Source organism: Vibrio sp. 1401 (assembly GCF_033340295.1).
The window spans coordinates 46,625-63,922 of record NZ_JAWOWF010000011.1 but is presented as its reverse complement, the minus strand read 5'-3'; the positions used below and the strand labels follow the sequence as shown (position 1 = coordinate 63,922).

Below are 17,298 nucleotides of genomic sequence, written 5' to 3'. Positions count from 1 at the left end.
GTTAGTTCAAATCTTTCTCGATGAACTCGATTGCAACTTAATCTTTCAGGCACTATTCTGATTTTAAATTGACGTTTACGTAAACTGAATACAAAGTTGATGCATAGGTGTAAAAGCGGTTACCAGTATCAAAGTTAGGTTTGATCAAATAGTGCTCAATGGAACGCACTTAAAATAACGAAAGGGAGATCAACTATGGTATCGGAATCGCCTCTGTTGCAGGTAAACGATATTTCATTGGCTTTTGGTGGGGTGAAAGCTTTAACTGACGTGAGCTTCCATGTGAATGAAAAGGAAATTTTTTCAATCATTGGTCCAAACGGTGCAGGTAAAACCTCAATGCTCAATTGCATCTCTGGTCGATACACACCAAACAAAGGCTCTGTAATCTTCGCTGGAGATGATGTAACTAAACGTACACCAAGCCAACGAGCTGAGTTAGGGCTGGGAAGAACCTTCCAAAACTTAGCGCTCTTTTCTCATATGTCGGTACTGGACAACATCATGGTTGGCCGACACCACCTACTGAAAAATAACTTCGTCACGGGGCCACTCTATTGGTTCTCCAATGCGCAGAAAGAAGAGATGGCGCACCGCAAATATGTGGAAGACGTGATCGATTTTCTAGAAATCCAGCACATCCGAAAAGCGACTGCAGGCACGCTATCTTACGGCTTACGTAAGCGTGTAGAGCTTGCTCGTGCCATTGCCTTAAAACCTAAGTTACTGCTGCTTGATGAACCAATGGCAGGTATGAACTTGGAAGAAAAGGAAGACATGGCACGTTACATCATGGATCTGAATGAAGAATTAGATATCACGATCATCATGATTGAGCACGACATGGGCGTGGTCATGGACATCTCTAATCGCGTTTTGGTTTTGGATTTCGGTAAACACATTGCTACGGGTGAGCCTGAAGAAGTGATGGCCAACCCACATGTGAAACAAGCGTACTTAGGCGAAGAGTTACCGACATTAGAGGAGAGTGCATAATGGCACAGCAACATAATGATTGGGCAGATATAACCCGCTTAGATACCTTTCCAAAAGTGTTGCAACACAATGCCAAGAACTGGCCCGAACAAGTCGCAATGCGTGAAAAGGAGTTTGGTATATGGCGAGAGTTCACTTGGAAGGATTATGAAAACCGCGTCAAGTGGATGGCACTGGCACTACGAGATTTGGGTATTGGTGAGCAAGATGTCGTTGGTTTGCTAGGTGATAACCGCCCTGAATGGGTATGGGGCGAGTTAGCGGCACATGCGATCAAAGGTTTCTCGCTGGGCATCTATCAAGATTCTATGCACGAAGAGGTGGCGTACCTTATCAACTATGCAAAAGCAAAAGTCGTGATTGCCGAAGATGAAGAGCAATGCGACAAGCTGCTTGAGCTTGGTGATGAAATTCCTAGCGTTGAATACATTATTTACTGCGATCCTCGTGGAATGCGTAAATACGATGATCCAAGATTAATTGATGTTGAACAGGTCTACAAAAAAGGTCAGCTGATTGATAAAGCGGACCCAGACAAATATCTCAATATGGTTGTTGAAACCAAAGGCAGCGATCTTTCAATTCTTTGTACTACGTCGGGTACGACTTCTAAACCAAAATTGGCTCAGCTACACAGTGGCACGTTCTTGGATCACTGTGCGGCTTACTTGCGTGCAGACCCTCGTTCCCCAGGCGACAACTATGTTTCTGTTCTGCCTTTGCCTTGGATTATGGAGCAGGTTTACGTGGTTGGTCAGGCGTTGATTTCTCGTCAAATCGTTAACTTTGTGGAAGAACAAGAAACCATGATGTCCGACTTGCGTGAAATCGGTCCAAACTTTGTGCTGTTAGCGCCACGTGTGTGGGAAAACATTGTGGCAGACGTGTCTGCACGAATGATGGATTCGACACCGTTTAAGCAAAAGATGTACAAACTGGGCATGAGCTTAGCCAACAAAGCGCTGGAGCAGGGCAAACGCTCTAAGTTGGCTGAATGGATTCTTCTGCGTGCTCTGCGTGACCGTTTAGGGTTTTCGAACCTGACATCTGCGGCAACCGGCGGTGCGGCGATGGGACCGGATACTTTCCGTTACCTACAAGCTATTGGTGTGCCACTTAAGCAGCTTTATGGTCAGACCGAAATGTGTGGCGCATACACCGTGCACCAAGCGGATGATGTGGATTACGATTCCGTTGGTGTTGCGTTTGATAATGCAGAAGTGAAAGTCATCAACCCGGACAGCAATGGCGTTGGTGAAATCATCGCGAAAAGTACAGGCATGTTTACTGGCTACTTAAACAACCAAGCAGCATATGATGAAGATGTTCAAGATGGTTGGATGCACACAGGCGATGCGGGCTATTTTAAAGATTCCGGTCACTTGGTGGTGATTGATCGTCTGAAAGATATGTCGGAAACCAGCCATGGCGACCGTTATTCGCCACAGTTTATCGAAAACAAACTCAAGTTCTCGCCGTTTATTGCAGAAGCCGTGGTGGTAGGTAAAGGTCGACCTTGGCTGTCTGCCATCATCTGTATTCGCTATGCGATCGTCGCGAAGTGGGCAGAGCAACGCGGCTTGGCATTTACCAACTACACCAACTTATCTGCTCAACCAGAAGTGTACCAAGCGATTCGTGAAGAAGTTCAAAAAGTGAACGAATCCCTACCGGATGCACAGAAGATCAGCAAATTCATTCTACTTTACAAAGAGCTGGATGCCGACGATGGAGAGCTAACTCGCACACGTAAAGTACGCCGTGGTGTGGTTGCAGAGAAATACGGAGACATCATCGAAACCATCTACAGCGACGATCCAAAAGTCGATGTCGATACGGTGATCACTTATCAAGATGGCACCAAAACACGCATTCAAACGTCGCTAGTTATTGAAACGCTTATTGAGCATGAGCCAACACTAGTGGATAGCGAACAACGGAGGATCGCATAGTGAATACGGATTTATTACTGCAACTCGTCATTAATGGCGTGATCGTTGGCATGTTGTATGGCGTTGTCGCCATGTGCTTTGTATTGATTTACAAATCGACCCAGGTGGTCAACTTTGCTCAGGGTGAGTTCTTGTTGATTGGCGCATGGGTATGTTGGGCGGCATTGGTACACCTACAGTTACCGTTTTTTATAGGCTTTTTACTCACGCTCGCGTTCATGATGATTTTTGGTATCGCCGTGCAAACCATTGTGCTCAGACCGTTGATTGGTGAACCGATTATCTCTGTGATCATGGTGACCATTGGTCTATCGATGTTTTTCCAAGCGCTGATGAAGTGGATATTCGGTGTCTCTGCTGTGTCGTACCCGCAAGTGTTCGAAACTAACGTGGTGAATATCGGAGGTTTGAATGTTGAGTTTGCTTACATTCTGAGCTTGATCTTCTCAATGCTCATCATGGGCGCGTTCTACTGGTTCTTCAAATTCAGCAAAATGGGTCTGGCAATGCGCGCAACGGCATTCAACCAGCAAGTAGCCCAGAGTCTTGGCATTTCCATCAAGAAAGTGTTCGCCATCAGTTGGGCCATTTCGGCAATGGTATCTGCAACAGCAGGGATTGTTATCGGTATCGTTAACGGCGTATCTGACGCGCTATCCATTATTGGTATCAAAGTTTTCCCAGCCGTTATTTTAGGTGGCTTAGACTCGGTAGTCGGCGCAATTGTCGGTGGTATTACCATCGGGGTGCTAGAAAACTTGGCTGAGTTTTTTGATAGCCAATACCTGCAAGTGGGTAACCTGTACAACATCGCACCATTCTATGTGCTGTTAATCATTCTTGCCTTCAAGCCATATGGCCTGTTTGGTACCAAAGATATTGAGCGTATTTAAGGAGAAATAACATGGCTCAACTTAGCATGCGCCCATGTGGGGATTTTCGAACCACATACAAAAGCGATACGCCAATTTTTGAAACCAAAACCATCAGAAGCCTTGCGATTGCTGGTGTCATCGCCATGCTGGCAGCACCGCTGGTCTTGGATATTTACTTCCTAAACCTGTTTATTCAGATTGCATACCTCGGTATCGCGGCATTGGGCTTAAACATTTTGGTTGGTTTTACCGGACAAATCTCGCTAGGTCACGGTGCGTTCTTTGGCTTTGGCGCCTTTGCATCGGCTTGGCTAAATAACCAGTTTAACATTCCAGTCGTGTTTGCGATTCCGCTTGCGGGTTACTTAACCATGATTGTGGGGATGCTGTTTGGTCTGCCAGCGGCTCGAATTAAAGGTTTATATCTAGCTATCGCAACGTTGGCGGCGCAGTTTATTCTAGAGGACTTCTTTGCTCGCGCAGATTGGTTCAGTGGCGGCTCATACGGTGCAAGCGCGAACCCAATTAATTTGTTTGGCTTTGAGTTTACGACTGACGAAAGCTTCTTCTACATCGCTCTGTTTGCGCTGATCTTCATGTATATGTGGGCATCAAACTTAATCCGTTCTCGTGACGGTCGCGCGTTTGTCTCAGTACGAGATCACTATCTATCAGCAGAGATCATGGGCATCAACCTAACCAAGTATCGTCTGCTCTCATTTGGAGTGTGTGCATTCTATGCAGGCATCGGGGGGGCACTCTACGGACATTATCTAGGGTTTGTATCAGCAGAAGGCTTCACCATCATGATGTCTATCCAGTTCTTGGCAATGATCATCATTGGTGGCTTGGGTTCAGTCAAAGGCACATTGATGGGGACGATATTTATCGTATTGCTGCCTGAAGTTTTGGAGTTTGGCGTAACGGGGCTTTCAGCGTTTGGTGATACCACCGCTTTCACTGATGGTCTGGCTTACTTCAAAGAGATGGCGATTGGTTTAGTCATCATGTTGTTCCTTATTTTCGAACCTCAAGGATTATCGCATCGCTGGCAACAGATTCGAGCATATTGGAAACACTATCCGTTCTCATATTAACGTGGAATTAAGTGGAATATACCTCAATAACAAGGACAACGAGTTATGAACAAAGGACATTTAGCGACAACGTTGGTGCTGTCATCTGCACTGTTTACTACCGCAACTTGGGCAAAAGATTCTGTGTTTGTCGGGCAATTAGTCGACTTTTCTGGACCAACTGCCTATGTGAGCAAGCCTTATGGTTCTGGCGTGCGAGACGCATTGCGTTGGATTAACCAAAACGGTGGCATTAACGGTACCGAGCTCGAATTTGAAACAGTAGACATGGCGTACAAAGTACCAGTGGCGATTTCTAACTATAAACGTTGGGTTGCGCGTAAAGACATGGTTGCGCTGCAAGGTTGGGGTACGGCGGATACCGAAGCGCTTATTTCGTTTGTTACCAAAGACAAAGTGCCGGTGTTCTCTGCTTCTTACTCTGGTCACTTAACTGACCCAACTGGCAAAAACCCAAAAACCGCGAAACCAGCGCCTTATAATTTCTTTTATGGTGCGTCGTACTCAGATGCGTGCCGTGCGCTAGTTAAGTGGGCGAAAGAAGATTGGGAATCTAAGGGCAATCAAGGTGCGCCGAAATTTACGCACATTGGCGATAACCATCCATTCCCGAATGCGCCAAAAGAAGCGTGTGCAGAGTACGCCAAAGAGCTTGGTTTTGATGTGCAAAACCCAGTCGTTGTGTCACTAAAACCAGGGGACTTTAAAGCGCAATGTTTGTCGCTGAAAGAGTCAGGCACCAACTACGGTTACATTGCCAATATCGGTAGCTCGGTTATCTCACTAGTGAAGTCTTGTAACACGGTTGGGACAGAGTTCCAGTACATGGCAAACATTTGGGGCGGCGACAAGCCAGTGCTTGAAGCAGCAGGCGATGGCCTTAAAGATTACGTTTTCCCAGGTATGACGGCGTTTTGGGGAGACGATAACGAAGGCATGAAGCTGGTTCGTGAGATTTCTAAGCAGTCTGAATCAGAGCCGGGCGAATTCAGAACTCACCATTACATTCGCGGTATTTGTTCTGCGTTCTATATGAAAGAAGCGATGGAGTGGGCGAAAGACAACGGTGGTATCACAGGTGAAAACATCAAGAAGGGCATGTATGTCCATGACAACTGGGTACCACAAGGCTTAGAAGGTGTTTGTGTCCCTGCGAACTGGAAACCGGAAGATCACCGAGGCACAACAACCGTGAACGTCTTTATGGGCAACAACGATGGCGGCGCAGTTGATATTAAGAAAGTATCTCAGGTGACATTGTCACGTCGTGACGATTGGCTAGGTTACTAATTTACGACTTATTAATAACAAAGCCTACTGAAAATAAAGATGGGTGAGAGAACACTCTCACCCTAGCAAGGAGTAGTTTGATGGCTGAATTAGCAACGAATATCGAACCGGCAGAAATACTGCTTTCAGTGAACAACATTGAAGTCGTTTACGACGAAGTAATACTAGTGCTTCGCGGTGTGAGTTTAGAAGTTCCAAAAGGGCAGATTGTGACCTTACTGGGGGCCAACGGTGCGGGTAAATCCACAACGTTGAAAGCCATTTCTGGTCTATTGAAAACCGAAGATGGTGAAGTAACGCGCGGCGAAATCAACTTCATGGGCGAGCGCATAGACAACAAAAGCCCGGAAGAGATCGTCCGTTCGGGCATCTTCCAAGTTATGGAAGGTCGCCGAATTGTTGAAGATATGACGGTAATAGAAAATCTTCGCTTAGGCGCTTATACACGCACTGACAACGAAGTTGAACAAGACATCGAAATGGTGTTTGACTATTTCCCGCGACTCAAAGAGCGCACTGGCCTGGCGGGCTATTTGTCTGGCGGTGAGCAACAAATGTTAGCGATTGGCCGAGCTTTAATGGCTCGACCGAAGATGATTTTGTTGGACGAACCGTCTATGGGGCTTTCTCCACTGCTAGTTAAAGAAGTATTCAGCATTATTAACAAGATCAACAAAGAGCAAGGTATTACCATGCTTTTGGTTGAACAGAATGCCAACTTCGCTCTTCAAGCGGCCGATTACGGTTACATCATGGAATCAGGCAAAATCGTACTAGATGGCAGCAAGCACGAACTGTTAAACAATGAAGACGTAAAAGAATTCTACCTTGGCGGAGGCGATGAAGATCGCAAGAGCTTTAAGAATCTGAAATCTTACAAACGTCGTAAGCGTTGGTTGTAAGGAGCAAGGATGAACGAACTATTTGATGCGAAAGAATCGTTGTCTCTACAGGCGCGAGAAGAGTCGCTGTTTCAACGTTTGCCAGCACTGATTGAAAATTCGAAAGCCAATAGCGAACATTACGCGGCGCATTTTTCTGAGTTAGAGCCTACATTGGCAAACAATCGTGAAGGGCTTGCTCAGTTCCCGATTACACGTAAGTTCAATGTACCTAATCAGCAGCAACTTAAACCGCCGTTTGGTGGCTTAAATAGCGTTGCCATTGGTCAAATGGCACGTGTTTTTCAGTCTCCTGGGCCTTTATATGAGGCTCAAACGAATGAGGCCGATTTCTGGCGTATGGGGCGCGCGTTTCACGCTGCTGGGTTCTGTGCGGGTGATTTAGTGCATAACACGCTCTCTTACCATTTCTCTCCTGGCGGATTTATTATGGATGGTGGCGCAAGGGCTTGTGGCTGTTCGGTATTTCCGGCTGGGGTAGGCAATACCGAAGCGCAAATAGAGGCAATTAAACAGCTTCAACCTAATGGTTACACTGGTACACCTTCCTATTTGCTGACGTTGCTACAAAAGTACCAAGAGAAATACGATGAGCTGCCTAGCTTTGAGAAAGCTCTGGTCTCTGGTGAAGCGGTTACAGCAGACATGCAACAGATGTTTGAGGAAAAAGGCATTGCAGTCTTTCAAGCCTACGCAAGTGCAGAGCTTGGCTTGATTGCTTATCAAGTGTCTGGTGAACAAGGATTAGTGATTGCCGAGGATATTATTGTTGAAATCGTTGATCCTGATGGTGTTCCTGTACAACCGGGAGAAGTCGGTGAAGTCGTTGTAACGTCGCTCGATGAGAAGTTCCCGCTGATTCGCTACGCAACGGGAGATTTATCGGCATACCTAGAGACAAGTTCTGATTCTTCACGCACGAATGCACGAATTAAGGGCTGGATGGGACGAGCAGACTCCGCGGTGAAAGTAAAAGGGCTATTTGTTTATCCGCATCAGATCCAAGAAGTCTGTCGTCGCCACGATATTAAAGGCTCATTGAAAATTGAGCGCGATGGCTTCAACGATGCCATTACTTTCTGTTGTCATGATGTGCATGTATCAGCAGAGGACATTCAAGCAACACTCCAGTCTGTCACTAAACTGAAAGGCAATGTCCAGTTTGTACCGAACCAAGCGGAGCAGCCGTTAATCAATGATCTTCGCAGTTAACTCATTGGTGGCATAAGTGCAGTAGAAAGTGGTTGTCATAAAAAACTAACAACGTCAGACAAAAGGCTAGAAAAGGGATACCACATTGCGCTGCGTATCCCTTTATTTTTTACTACCGCAATCAGGGAGCGGGTAAATGAAACAGGCACCAATGATTAACACACAATTCTGGGATGATTTGTTTATCCGAGGCACTATGCCTTGGGATGCCCAATCGACACCTCAAGAACTCAAGGACTATCTCGACAATTCACTTCATGTAGGCCATTCAGTGTTTATTCCTGGGTGTGGTGCCGCTTATGAACTGAGCACTTTTATTCAATATGGGCATGACGTGATCGCGATGGATTACAGCCAAGAAGCGGTAAAAATGGCGCAATCAGCGTTAGGTAACTACAAAGATAAAGTCGTATTGGGTGATGTATTTAATGCCGATTTTTCTCAATCGTTTGATGTCATTTACGAGCGGGCCTTTCTCGCAGCACTACCGAGAGACATGTGGTCAGAATATTTCTCTATGGTGGATAAATTATTGCCAAGCGGAGGTTTTCTAATTGGTTTTTTCGTCATTGATGATAATTACCTATCACGCTTCCCTCCATTTTGTTTGCGAAGTGGGGAGTTGGAGGGTTATCTAGAACCGGCGTTTAAGCTTGTGGAATCCTCAGTGGTGGCAAACAGTGTTGAGGTTTTTAAAGGCAGAGAACAATGGATGGTGTGGCAGAAACGTTAGTCGTCACTGAGACTTCTTTAGAAAGTATTCGCGGAAACTGTCTGGTTCTTTTTTAATCGCTGAAAAGTAAGTCACAAATGTATGATATTTGGTCGATGCCATGAGCCAGAGAGCGATAATAGGAAAAAGTACAAAACTAACAAAAAAAAGTTTATGTTCATCTTCAAGAAGGAATAGGCCAAGAAGCGTAAACAAGGAACTGAAAGTAAATATTGATTAAGTTGATTTCTGCCGCTTTAGGTTTGCCTCTAACAATCATCATGCTTGGGATAACAAGCAGTAGAGTCATGACCCCAGCAAAAGAAAAGTTTAGAGCCAAGAAAGTATCAGTAGTTAAGTGCTCAGACGACTGGTCAATCAATATTGCCAGCAACGTTACTGCCATGCCGCCTCCCATCATAATCAAGGTAATGACTGCCACGCCAACAAGAAAAACCCAAATAGAAAGGTAATGGTTGTCAAAAAACTCTTCTGCCTTCAATCTTTTAAACCTCATCGATACATACTGTGAAATAACAGAGGTTACTTCACTCTATTCCTGTTGAGGGGATACTCACACAGAAAGAATACGTATGTAAAATATCAATAAGCGTTAGTTTTAAAGGCGGGAGTTACCCCCATAATAGGTCGAAAGGTATTTCAGAATGGCTTCGCGATTATCACCCGGCAGTTCATCCATCCCTTGCTCTTCAATCATCCAGTCTAAGGTTTCATCTCATCGTTGGCGGCTTAGTCATTGTTGTGTGACCATGTGTAACGAATGACAGGCTGAGCAGACTGCCGCGACGAGTTCCATATTCTCTCCTGGCGCTAATATCCCATCACCAGCTGATTTGACCTCCATTTCAGATGAAGCAGTATTCCAATCTGGTGGCGTGTAGGGTTTTGGGTTGCTAGCCATGCAATGATTGCGGCTCGCGCACCCGGGTCTTTTACGCCGGGAAAGACCATGTTTGTGCCCGGAGCAAACTCTGGTGGTGACGCCAAAAAAGCATCCAGTTTTTCTGCGTCCCATTGACCTTGATGCTGTTTGATGGCTTCGCTGTAATTGAAGCCTGTAAAGCCGGCAATATCACGCTCTGCTAAGCCCCAAAGAGGCAGCCCCACAAGCACTTCCTCCATTTTTCAAACTGGTGACAAGCTTTACACACCATCGCTTGCTGTTCGCCTGCGGCTATCAACTCGTCATTGTTTGCTAAGGCTGAGTAACTTAACAGCGCGAGAAAAGTAAACGAGAGCGGGAAAACCCGCTTATTTAAGGATGTTGCTTTCACTGTTATTCCCCCTTCATGTTTAACCCTTAACAATCAGCGCGATTCGGTGGAAGGTGTTGTTGAGGTAACCTTTCGGGTTCCATGTGATAGCAAAAGGTTGGCCCACCTCTTGGTCATCAGTCGCCTTTGCCCCAACTTCGTAGTAGCCCGCTTGGGGGAATGTCACTTTGGCGTTGAACGTCTGCCAAGCGCTGTCATTGGCTGGGGCTGCGAGTTCGGCATCCATACATGTTGCGCCAAAATCAATCCTTTCTCGCTGCACTACCGAGAGACCAGTGGCCAGATTACTTTGCTATGGTGGATAAATTGCTGACAAGAGACGGTTTGTTAATTGGTTGTTTCGTTATAGATGATGATTACCACTCTCGCTTCCCTCCATTTTGTTTGCGAAGTGGGGAGTTGGAGGGTTATCTAGAACCGACGTTTAAGCTTGTGGAATCCTCAGTGGTGGCAAACAGTGTTGAGGTTTTTAAAGGTAGGAGCGCTGGATGGTGTGGCAGAAAAGTTGCCGTATTTAAACGCTATGGCATCAAATAATGAATACAAAATCAGCGTCACATAATGCATCTTTTAAAGACAATTATTCTTGTGGTAACGATAAGTGTTGTGAATTGGCGAAGTTGCGAGAAATGTGGATCATGTCCTTTGAAAATATAAGGATATATAATATGGACAAATCATTTTCTCTCATCGATAAGCCTACCTTCTTAGGCTCACTCTTTCTTTTACTCAGCGTCGTTATACCCTTAATTTTATTTCCCACACAAGGTGCGGATTGGATAGCTTCGGCCAAATTTTTCATGACCGATAAGCTTGGTGTGTTATACCTCGCACTGGGTATCGCAGCAATGTGTTTTATGATTTACACCGTGTTCAGCGATCTTGGCCAAATCAAACTTGGTGAAGCCGACGAGCAACCAGAATTTGGTAACGCCTCATGGGCTGCAATGCTATTTTGTGGAGGTATTGGCGCAAGTATTCTGTATTGGGGGTGTATCGAGTGGGCATACTACTATCAATCACCACCATTTCAGTTGGAAGCAGGCAGTGAAGAAGCCATTCGCTGGGCCGCGACTTATGGTCTGTTTCACTGGGGACCGATTGCTTGGTCAATTTACCTTATTCCTGCTCTGCCTATCGCTTACTTCTTTTATGTACGCAAACAACCTGTTTTGAAAATCTCTAGTGCGTTAATGCCTGTATTAGGAGAAAAGCGTGCAAACGGTGGTATTGGCAAGTTTATTGATGTGTTGTTTATTTTTGGTATGTTGGGTGGCGCGGCGACTACGCTTGGCTTAGCAGCGCCTCTTATCAATGGTGGTCTACATCATATCTTCGGTCTTCCAAACAATACCTTCAGCCAAGTGGCTGTATTACTTCTCTGTACTGCTATTTTTGGTTACTCCGCGTATGCAGGGCTTGAGAAGGGGATCAAATTCCTTAGTAACATTAACTTCTGGGGTGCGATGGGCTTGTTACTCTTTATACTTGCCGTTGGGCCAACCGTGTTCATGTTAGAAACGGGCTTAGATTCAATTGGTCGTATGTTGTCTAACTTCTTTGTTATGGCTACCTGGGCGGAGCCGTTTGGTGGTTATGGTGAGTTTACAGATACACACTTCCCGCAAGACTGGACTATTTTCTACTGGGCATGGTGGTTGGTCTTTGCTCCTTGTATGGGATTGTTTGTTGCGCGTATCTCGCGTGGAAGAACGATCAAACAGATGGTCGTAGGTTCTATATTTTACGGTTCTTTAGGTTGTTTCTTATTCTTCATTGTTTTAGGTAACTATGGTTTATCGTTGCAATTGACGGGTGAGCTTGATGTCATTGCAATCCTCAACGAATCAGGCGCGCCAGCGGCTATTTTTGCAACGTTAGACACATTACCGTTAGGGCCAATCGTTATTGGTGTTTTTACACTATTGTGTATCATTTTTACGGCGACTTCGTTTGACTCTATCTCGTACATTCTTGCGTCTGTGGTTCAAAATGATGTGACGGAAGAACCGATGCGCTGGAACCGTTTGTTCTGGGCGTTTACTTTGTCTTTTCTGCCAACCGTCCTAATGTTCATGGGAGGTTTATCGACATTACAAACCGCTGCGATCGTGGGAGGTTTACCGTTGTTAGTTATCTCGGTGATGTTGATGGTGTCCTTTGTCCGCGCGGCGAGCCTAGATATTAAACATCAAGCAGAATACGAAGAGCCAACCATTAACATTGAAGAACTGCCGGAAATTGACCCTTGGTCAACAGAGGGAATGGCTTTGGCGAAATTTGAGCGCTTTAAAGACTTAGCTCAACAGGCGGCTGAAGAAGAGCGCGAAGCAATGGCGGCCCTGATGAGCATGCGTAAGAGAATTCGCGCATTTGCCTTAGAACACAGCTGTGAATCTGGGTTTTCGGACCATCATTTACCAGAAGAGATGCAAACAGAGCTACAGCAACTAACCGAAGCGCTTGAGTTGGCTCAAAAGAAGAAACAAGAACTGTCTGAGCAAGCCCAAGAATCTCGAATGGAATTTAATCATGTGTTATTAGGCGGCGCGTCGGCAGGTTTAGCAACATCGCAGGCTTAAGAACAGGCACACAAGAGCCGAGTACAAACTCGGCTCTTTTTTTGCGTGGATACCTTACAGTTAAAAATTCTGCTCAATCAGTGTTAATGCTTACACTATTTTAGGTTGACCATCTGATGCGGTGGCACCGCCGTCTACAGGTAGGTTTACGCCATTAATGAAAGATGCGTCATCACTTGCCAAGAAAGTCACGACAGACGCAATTTCTTCAGGTTCGGCTGCTCGGCCAAGCGCAATGCGCTCATTGAATTTATCGCGGATGTCCTGCGGCCAGCCGTTTGTCATGTTGGTTTTTACTAAACTTGGGCATACGGCGTTAATTCTTACCCCATCCGCACCATGGTCCAATGCCATCGCTCGGGTAAGGTTCACCACTGCGCCTTTACTCGCGCAATAGAATGCGGCACCCCAGTCACCACCCAAACCGGAAACGGACGCGGTATTTACCATACAACCTTTCGTTTTTAAGAGTTCAGGCAAAGCAAACTTCGCGCAATAAACAACACCATCAATGTTTACACCAGAGATCTTCTTCCAGTCTTCCAAACTACCTTCAATCACGGAACCTGGGACATGTACGCCAGCATTGTTTACTAAAATATCCAGTTTACCGAAACGGGTAACAACATCAGAAATCAGTGCTGCGACTTTGTCTGGATCAGAAACATCAATGGAATGTGCCGACACACGCTGTTTATCAAAGCCCTCAACGGCGTTTGCCAACTGCTCTTCATTCCAATCGGCAAGAGCGACGTTTGCGCCTTCTTCATACAAACGTTTTGCGATGGCCAAACCAATACCATTGGCAGAACCAGTGACGAGTGCGACTTTATTTTTTAATCCTCTCATGCGATTTCTCCTTCGAAACTTACAAAAACGGGATCTTGATTTTTCTCTGTGCGCGGCAACATCAGTTTGTCGTTGTCGCTGTAATCTACGGGGATAGCCACCACTGCTGGTCCTTCAACGTCCATGGCTTTATTCAATGTCGGTAGCAATTCGTGTTGACTAGTCACTGCGAAGCCTTTCGCGCCAAATGATTCGGCGTACGCCTTGAAATCAATTGGTCCAAATTTCACACCAGAGCAGCGCTGATATTTGTTGATCTCTTGCATTTCTACCATGTTGTAGGCGTTATCAACCCACACAATATGGACGATATTGCAGTTCAGTCTAACCGCGGTTTCTAACTCCATGCTCGATTGCATAAAACCGCCGTCTCCTGATATCGATACCACTTTGCTACCAGGTTTTAGTAGGCTGGCACCAATGGCCCATGGTAGTGCAACGCCCATCGTTTGTTGGCCGTTAGACACCAGCATTTGGCGAGCTCGAAAACAGCTTAAGTAACGAGCGATCCAGATGTGGAAGCTCCCCATATCAAGGCATAGCGTGGTATCTGGTGTGATGATAGATTGCATGGCTTTAATCAGTGCCAGTGGATGAAATCCTTGCTTGTGATAGACATTGGGATAGGTTTTGATCACTTGCCGTTGCAGTGCTACCTCTTCCAGTACTGAAAGTGCTGTTGGGGAAAGACGAGCATATTCAGAGATATAGCTGCCCATCTTGTCTAATGACTGCGCAATGTTTCCGACGATTTCAACACAAGGCTGATAATTAAGTTGGTATTCTGCCGGTTCAATATCGAGGTGAATCACTGGGTTGCGGTGGCTGTTCCAAAGCTCAGGGTCATACTCTATTGGGCTAAAGCCGATGGTGAGAATTAAATCGGCGTCCCGCAGTAAAACATCGCCAGGTTGGTTATTAAACAAACCGACACGCCCAGCAAAGTGATGATAGTAATTGATGTCTACCGTGCCGGCGGCCTGGTAAGTGCCGACAACGGGTAGCTGCGTATTTTGAAGAAACCGAGCGATAGCAGTAGCGTTTTGACTGCGGCTCGCGTGAAGGCCAAGTAAAACCACACAGCGCTTTGCTTTACTGATTCGACTGACCGCTTCTTCGATTGCTGCGATGTCTGCGCAACCAGGCTGTGTGTAAGGCGAGGGGACAATAATGTCCGTTTGGGTTTGCTCGGATAAAACATCTTGGGGGAGACTCAAAAAGCAAGCCCCAGGACGACCTGACTCTGCGATACGAAATGCGTTCGCCATGATCTCGCTTGCGGCGTCCACATGCTGCACTTCAGCACTGAACTTAGTTATAGAGCGAAAAATACTGACGGTATCCATGCTCTGGTGTGTTTGTTTTTGCTGGTCAGTTCGTTTCACCGCACCACCGATAGCAATCAGCGGATCGCCTTCGGAGTTTGCTGTTGCAACCCCCGTAACTAGATTTCCACAGCCAGGGCCTGACGTAACCATTGTGACGCCTGCTTTGCCGGTTAGTCTTCCCATAACGCCCGCCATAAACGCGCCGTTAGCTTCGTGACGTACCGGAATCATTTGGATGTTAGTGTCTTCAATCGCATCGAACAGTCGATCTATTTTTGCACCAGGAATACCGAAAATGTACTTAATGCCGAGAGACTCTAGCTGTTGAGCGATCAACTGAGCTCCATTTTTATTTGAAGGTTTGGATTGCATTTGTTGTCCTTATTATTTGCCTGACTTTGTTACTTTTCCGCCTTTTCTATGGCGGTATTTATATCTTCCGGAGCCAAATTGGCGTTGAGGAAGTCTGTCGATACTGGGGTATCAATCACTAGCCGTGAGACTTTGCCAATCTGGAGGAACCCTGACGAAATGCTGTAATCCTGGATATGACCACCTCCTTGGCGGTCATCGGTAATAAAGTGTTCGTGATAGCCGGGCACATTAATGCCAGTCGTGTATTTAGGACTGCGAAAGCCGGCGACCACGCCTTGCTTATGCGTGAAGCGGAATGTTGGTTGTTCTTTGACCACTTCAAGCATTGGCCGATAAGGGCGTGTTTGTTTAGGTACGGTACGAGTGCGAACTGAATCGAAAACGCCATCAATGCGCACTGCGCAAAATAGGTTATCGCTTGGAACCATGTCGTCTATGAGGTTATGGACTTCATGACGTGACATGCGCGATGTCAGTGGCAGCTCGATATCAGGTTTAAAAAAAGTCATGACAGCAAAGGGCGTTTTTTGCGCCAGGTCTGCCGGGTTTGCGGAGCCATCCGACTTGAGTTGAAAAACTTCCTTATCAAAAGCAATCAACTCACCATCCAATTCATTGAACGTACCTAAACCAAAATCCCCATGTTTCAGCAGTTCTTCTATAGTTGTTGAACCTTCGTAAACTCCAGCGATCAAAGCACTCATTAACGAAGTCTGATAAATCTCACCATCTCCGGTAACGTGATGGTATTCAGAAAATTCTTTCGCTACTTCAAGCGAACAAGCACATAGAGGGTTATAAAATCCACGCATGAGTAAGACCAGTTATGCAATGAAGAGTATATTTAGATTGACTTCTACACGGTGCTAAATCCAATATAAAAAAGATTTATTTTGATATGGAAAATATATGGAATTTCGCTACCTGAAGTATTTTGTCTCGGTCGCCGAGACTCGTCACTTTACCCGAGCAGCTGAACAGTTAGGGATTGCGCAACCTCCTTTGAGTCAACAAATCAAAAAGCTAGAGCACGAGCTTGGCGTGGACTTATTTAAGCGCTTGTCTAGAGGAGTAGAGCTGACCCGTGCAGGGCAAGTCTTTTATACGGATGCGGTAAATATTCTTGCTGATGTGGAACGCGCTAAAGCAAAAGCTCGTCAGATTGCTCGTGGTGAAAATACGCAGGTTAAAATTGGGTTCGCGACGTCAACATCAACCTGCATTAAGGTATTGGAGAAGATTGGGCGTATTCAAGAGAATGGGGTTCATTTACAGACGGCGGAACTATCAATGCCAGAGCTTGCCACTCAGTTAAAAAGCAAACAACTTGATCTCGCAATCATGCGGCTACCCTGTTACGCCAGTGAGCCTTTTGAGCACAAGGTGTTGTTTAACGACCCGTTTGTCGCAGTGATTCCGGCGGGCCACGAACTGGCAAAATATCCCTGTATCCAGATGAAACAGTTGAGAGGCCATAAAATTTTACTGTTTCCACGAGAGACTGGACCCGCATTGTTTGATGGCATGAGCACACTTTTTGCCGACGCAGGAGTAAGGCTCGAACCACAGTTCGCAGCACCGCAACTTCGTACGACGATTGCCATGGCGCAGGCCGGGTTAGGTATTGCTCTCGTTCCGCGCTCACTGGCTGAACATCTCGATGATTCCGCGACAGTCGCTGAGATTGATAATATCCCTCTCATTAGTCGTGTTGTTGTTGCTTGGGAGGCATCTAATCTCAATAAACAAGCGCTAAAAGTAGCCATGCACATCGGTCATGTTGAGGCTTAAAGATGAGTCATCGAATTGGCTCTGATAGCCACAGGCAAATGT

The 17,298-nt window shown here is 46.0% G+C and carries 15 protein-coding genes and 2 pseudogenes; 11 read left to right on the top strand and 6 right to left on the bottom strand.

Annotation, left to right across the window (positions count from 1 at the left end):
• Nucleotides 1-195: 195 nt before the first annotated feature.
• The 8 genes from R7Z77_RS08320 (at nucleotide 196) to R7Z77_RS08285 (ending at nucleotide 9,057) form a co-directional block, all read left to right on the top strand.
• Nucleotides 196-996: an ABC transporter ATP-binding protein gene (locus tag R7Z77_RS08320; protein ID WP_005373297.1), complete on the top strand. Its 801-nt coding sequence runs from the start codon at nucleotides 196-198 to the stop codon at nucleotides 994-996.
• The gene (locus R7Z77_RS08315; protein WP_005373296.1) at nucleotides 996-2,948 is read left to right on the top strand and encodes a long-chain fatty acid--CoA ligase; all 1,953 of its coding nucleotides are present in this window, start codon (nucleotides 996-998) and stop codon (nucleotides 2,946-2,948) included. Before R7Z77_RS08320 ends, R7Z77_RS08315 begins: the two co-directional genes overlap by 1 nt.
• The gene (locus R7Z77_RS08310; RefSeq protein WP_005373295.1) at nucleotides 2,948-3,841 is read left to right on the top strand and encodes a branched-chain amino acid ABC transporter permease; all 894 of its coding nucleotides are present in this window, start codon (nucleotides 2,948-2,950) and stop codon (nucleotides 3,839-3,841) included. Before R7Z77_RS08315 ends, R7Z77_RS08310 begins: the two co-directional genes overlap by 1 nt.
• 11 nt (nucleotides 3,842-3,852) lie before the next feature.
• On the top strand, nucleotides 3,853-4,920 hold the full coding sequence (locus R7Z77_RS08305) for a branched-chain amino acid ABC transporter permease (protein ID WP_005382737.1): 1,068 nt from the start codon (nucleotides 3,853-3,855) through the stop codon (nucleotides 4,918-4,920).
• A gap of 45 nt (nucleotides 4,921-4,965) precedes the next feature.
• A complete protein-coding gene (locus R7Z77_RS08300) occupies nucleotides 4,966-6,210 on the top strand; it encodes an ABC transporter substrate-binding protein (protein ID WP_005373285.1) in 1,245 nt (414 codons plus the stop codon).
• Between the two features lie 80 nt (nucleotides 6,211-6,290).
• Complete coding sequence (locus tag R7Z77_RS08295) at nucleotides 6,291-7,112, top strand: ABC transporter ATP-binding protein (protein ID WP_005373283.1); 822 nt, start codon at nucleotides 6,291-6,293, stop codon at nucleotides 7,110-7,112.
• A gap of 9 nt (nucleotides 7,113-7,121) precedes the next feature.
• Nucleotides 7,122-8,324 (top strand): phenylacetate--CoA ligase family protein, encoded by a 1,203-nt coding sequence (locus R7Z77_RS08290; protein ID WP_104980556.1) that lies wholly within the window; start codon nucleotides 7,122-7,124, stop codon nucleotides 8,322-8,324.
• Between the two features lie 136 nt (nucleotides 8,325-8,460).
• Nucleotides 8,461-9,057 (top strand): methyltransferase domain-containing protein, encoded by a 597-nt coding sequence (locus R7Z77_RS08285; RefSeq protein ID WP_085569108.1) that lies wholly within the window; start codon nucleotides 8,461-8,463, stop codon nucleotides 9,055-9,057.
• Between the two features lie 163 nt (nucleotides 9,058-9,220).
• Here the strand turns inward: R7Z77_RS08285 and R7Z77_RS08280 are convergent, their stop codons facing one another.
• The 3 genes and pseudogenes from R7Z77_RS08280 to R7Z77_RS08270 all read right to left on the bottom strand — a co-directional run.
• Nucleotides 9,221-9,553, bottom strand: a complete 333-nt coding sequence (locus R7Z77_RS08280; RefSeq protein ID WP_318136640.1) for a hypothetical protein — start codon at nucleotides 9,551-9,553, stop codon at nucleotides 9,221-9,223.
• A gap of 102 nt (nucleotides 9,554-9,655) precedes the next feature.
• Nucleotides 9,656-10,274 (bottom strand): annotated as a pseudogene (locus tag R7Z77_RS08275) (c-type cytochrome).
• Nucleotides 10,275-10,350: 76 nt separating this feature from the next.
• Nucleotides 10,351-10,575: pseudogene (locus R7Z77_RS08270) on the bottom strand (molybdopterin containing oxidoreductase); the annotation flags it as partial.
• Between R7Z77_RS08270 and R7Z77_RS08265 the strand changes: the two are divergent.
• Together R7Z77_RS08265 and R7Z77_RS08260 are read left to right on the top strand one after the other, a co-directional pair.
• Complete coding sequence (locus R7Z77_RS08265; protein ID WP_226083206.1) at nucleotides 10,560-10,868, top strand: TPMT family class I SAM-dependent methyltransferase; 309 nt, start codon at nucleotides 10,560-10,562, stop codon at nucleotides 10,866-10,868. The pseudogene R7Z77_RS08270 and the gene R7Z77_RS08265 sit on opposite strands and share 16 nt — an antisense overlap.
• 131 nt (nucleotides 10,869-10,999) lie before the next feature.
• Entirely contained in the window at nucleotides 11,000-12,913 is a 1,914-nt protein-coding gene (locus R7Z77_RS08260) for a BCCT family transporter (protein WP_064354691.1), read from the top strand.
• Between the two features lie 90 nt (nucleotides 12,914-13,003).
• Here the strand turns inward: R7Z77_RS08260 and R7Z77_RS08255 are convergent, their stop codons facing one another.
• The 3 genes from R7Z77_RS08255 to budA are packed head-to-tail and all read right to left on the bottom strand — an operon-like array spanning nucleotide 13,004 to nucleotide 16,277.
• Nucleotides 13,004-13,762, bottom strand: coding sequence for an SDR family NAD(P)-dependent oxidoreductase (locus tag R7Z77_RS08255; protein WP_064354692.1), 759 nt, complete (start codon nucleotides 13,760-13,762; stop codon nucleotides 13,004-13,006).
• Nucleotides 13,759-15,462, bottom strand: a complete 1,704-nt coding sequence (gene alsS / locus R7Z77_RS08250) for an acetolactate synthase AlsS (RefSeq protein WP_064354693.1) — start codon at nucleotides 15,460-15,462, stop codon at nucleotides 13,759-13,761. Before alsS ends, R7Z77_RS08255 begins: the two co-directional genes overlap by 4 nt.
• Nucleotides 15,463-15,491: 29 nt before the next feature.
• On the bottom strand, nucleotides 15,492-16,277 hold the full coding sequence (gene budA, locus R7Z77_RS08245) for an acetolactate decarboxylase (RefSeq protein WP_005382707.1): 786 nt from the start codon (nucleotides 16,275-16,277) through the stop codon (nucleotides 15,492-15,494).
• Nucleotides 16,278-16,374: 97 nt separating this feature from the next.
• Between budA and R7Z77_RS08240 the strand changes: the two genes are divergently transcribed.
• The gene (locus tag R7Z77_RS08240; RefSeq protein ID WP_064354694.1) at nucleotides 16,375-17,256 is read left to right on the top strand and encodes a LysR family transcriptional regulator; all 882 of its coding nucleotides are present in this window, start codon (nucleotides 16,375-16,377) and stop codon (nucleotides 17,254-17,256) included.
• The last annotated feature ends 42 nt before the right edge of the window (nucleotides 17,257-17,298 follow it).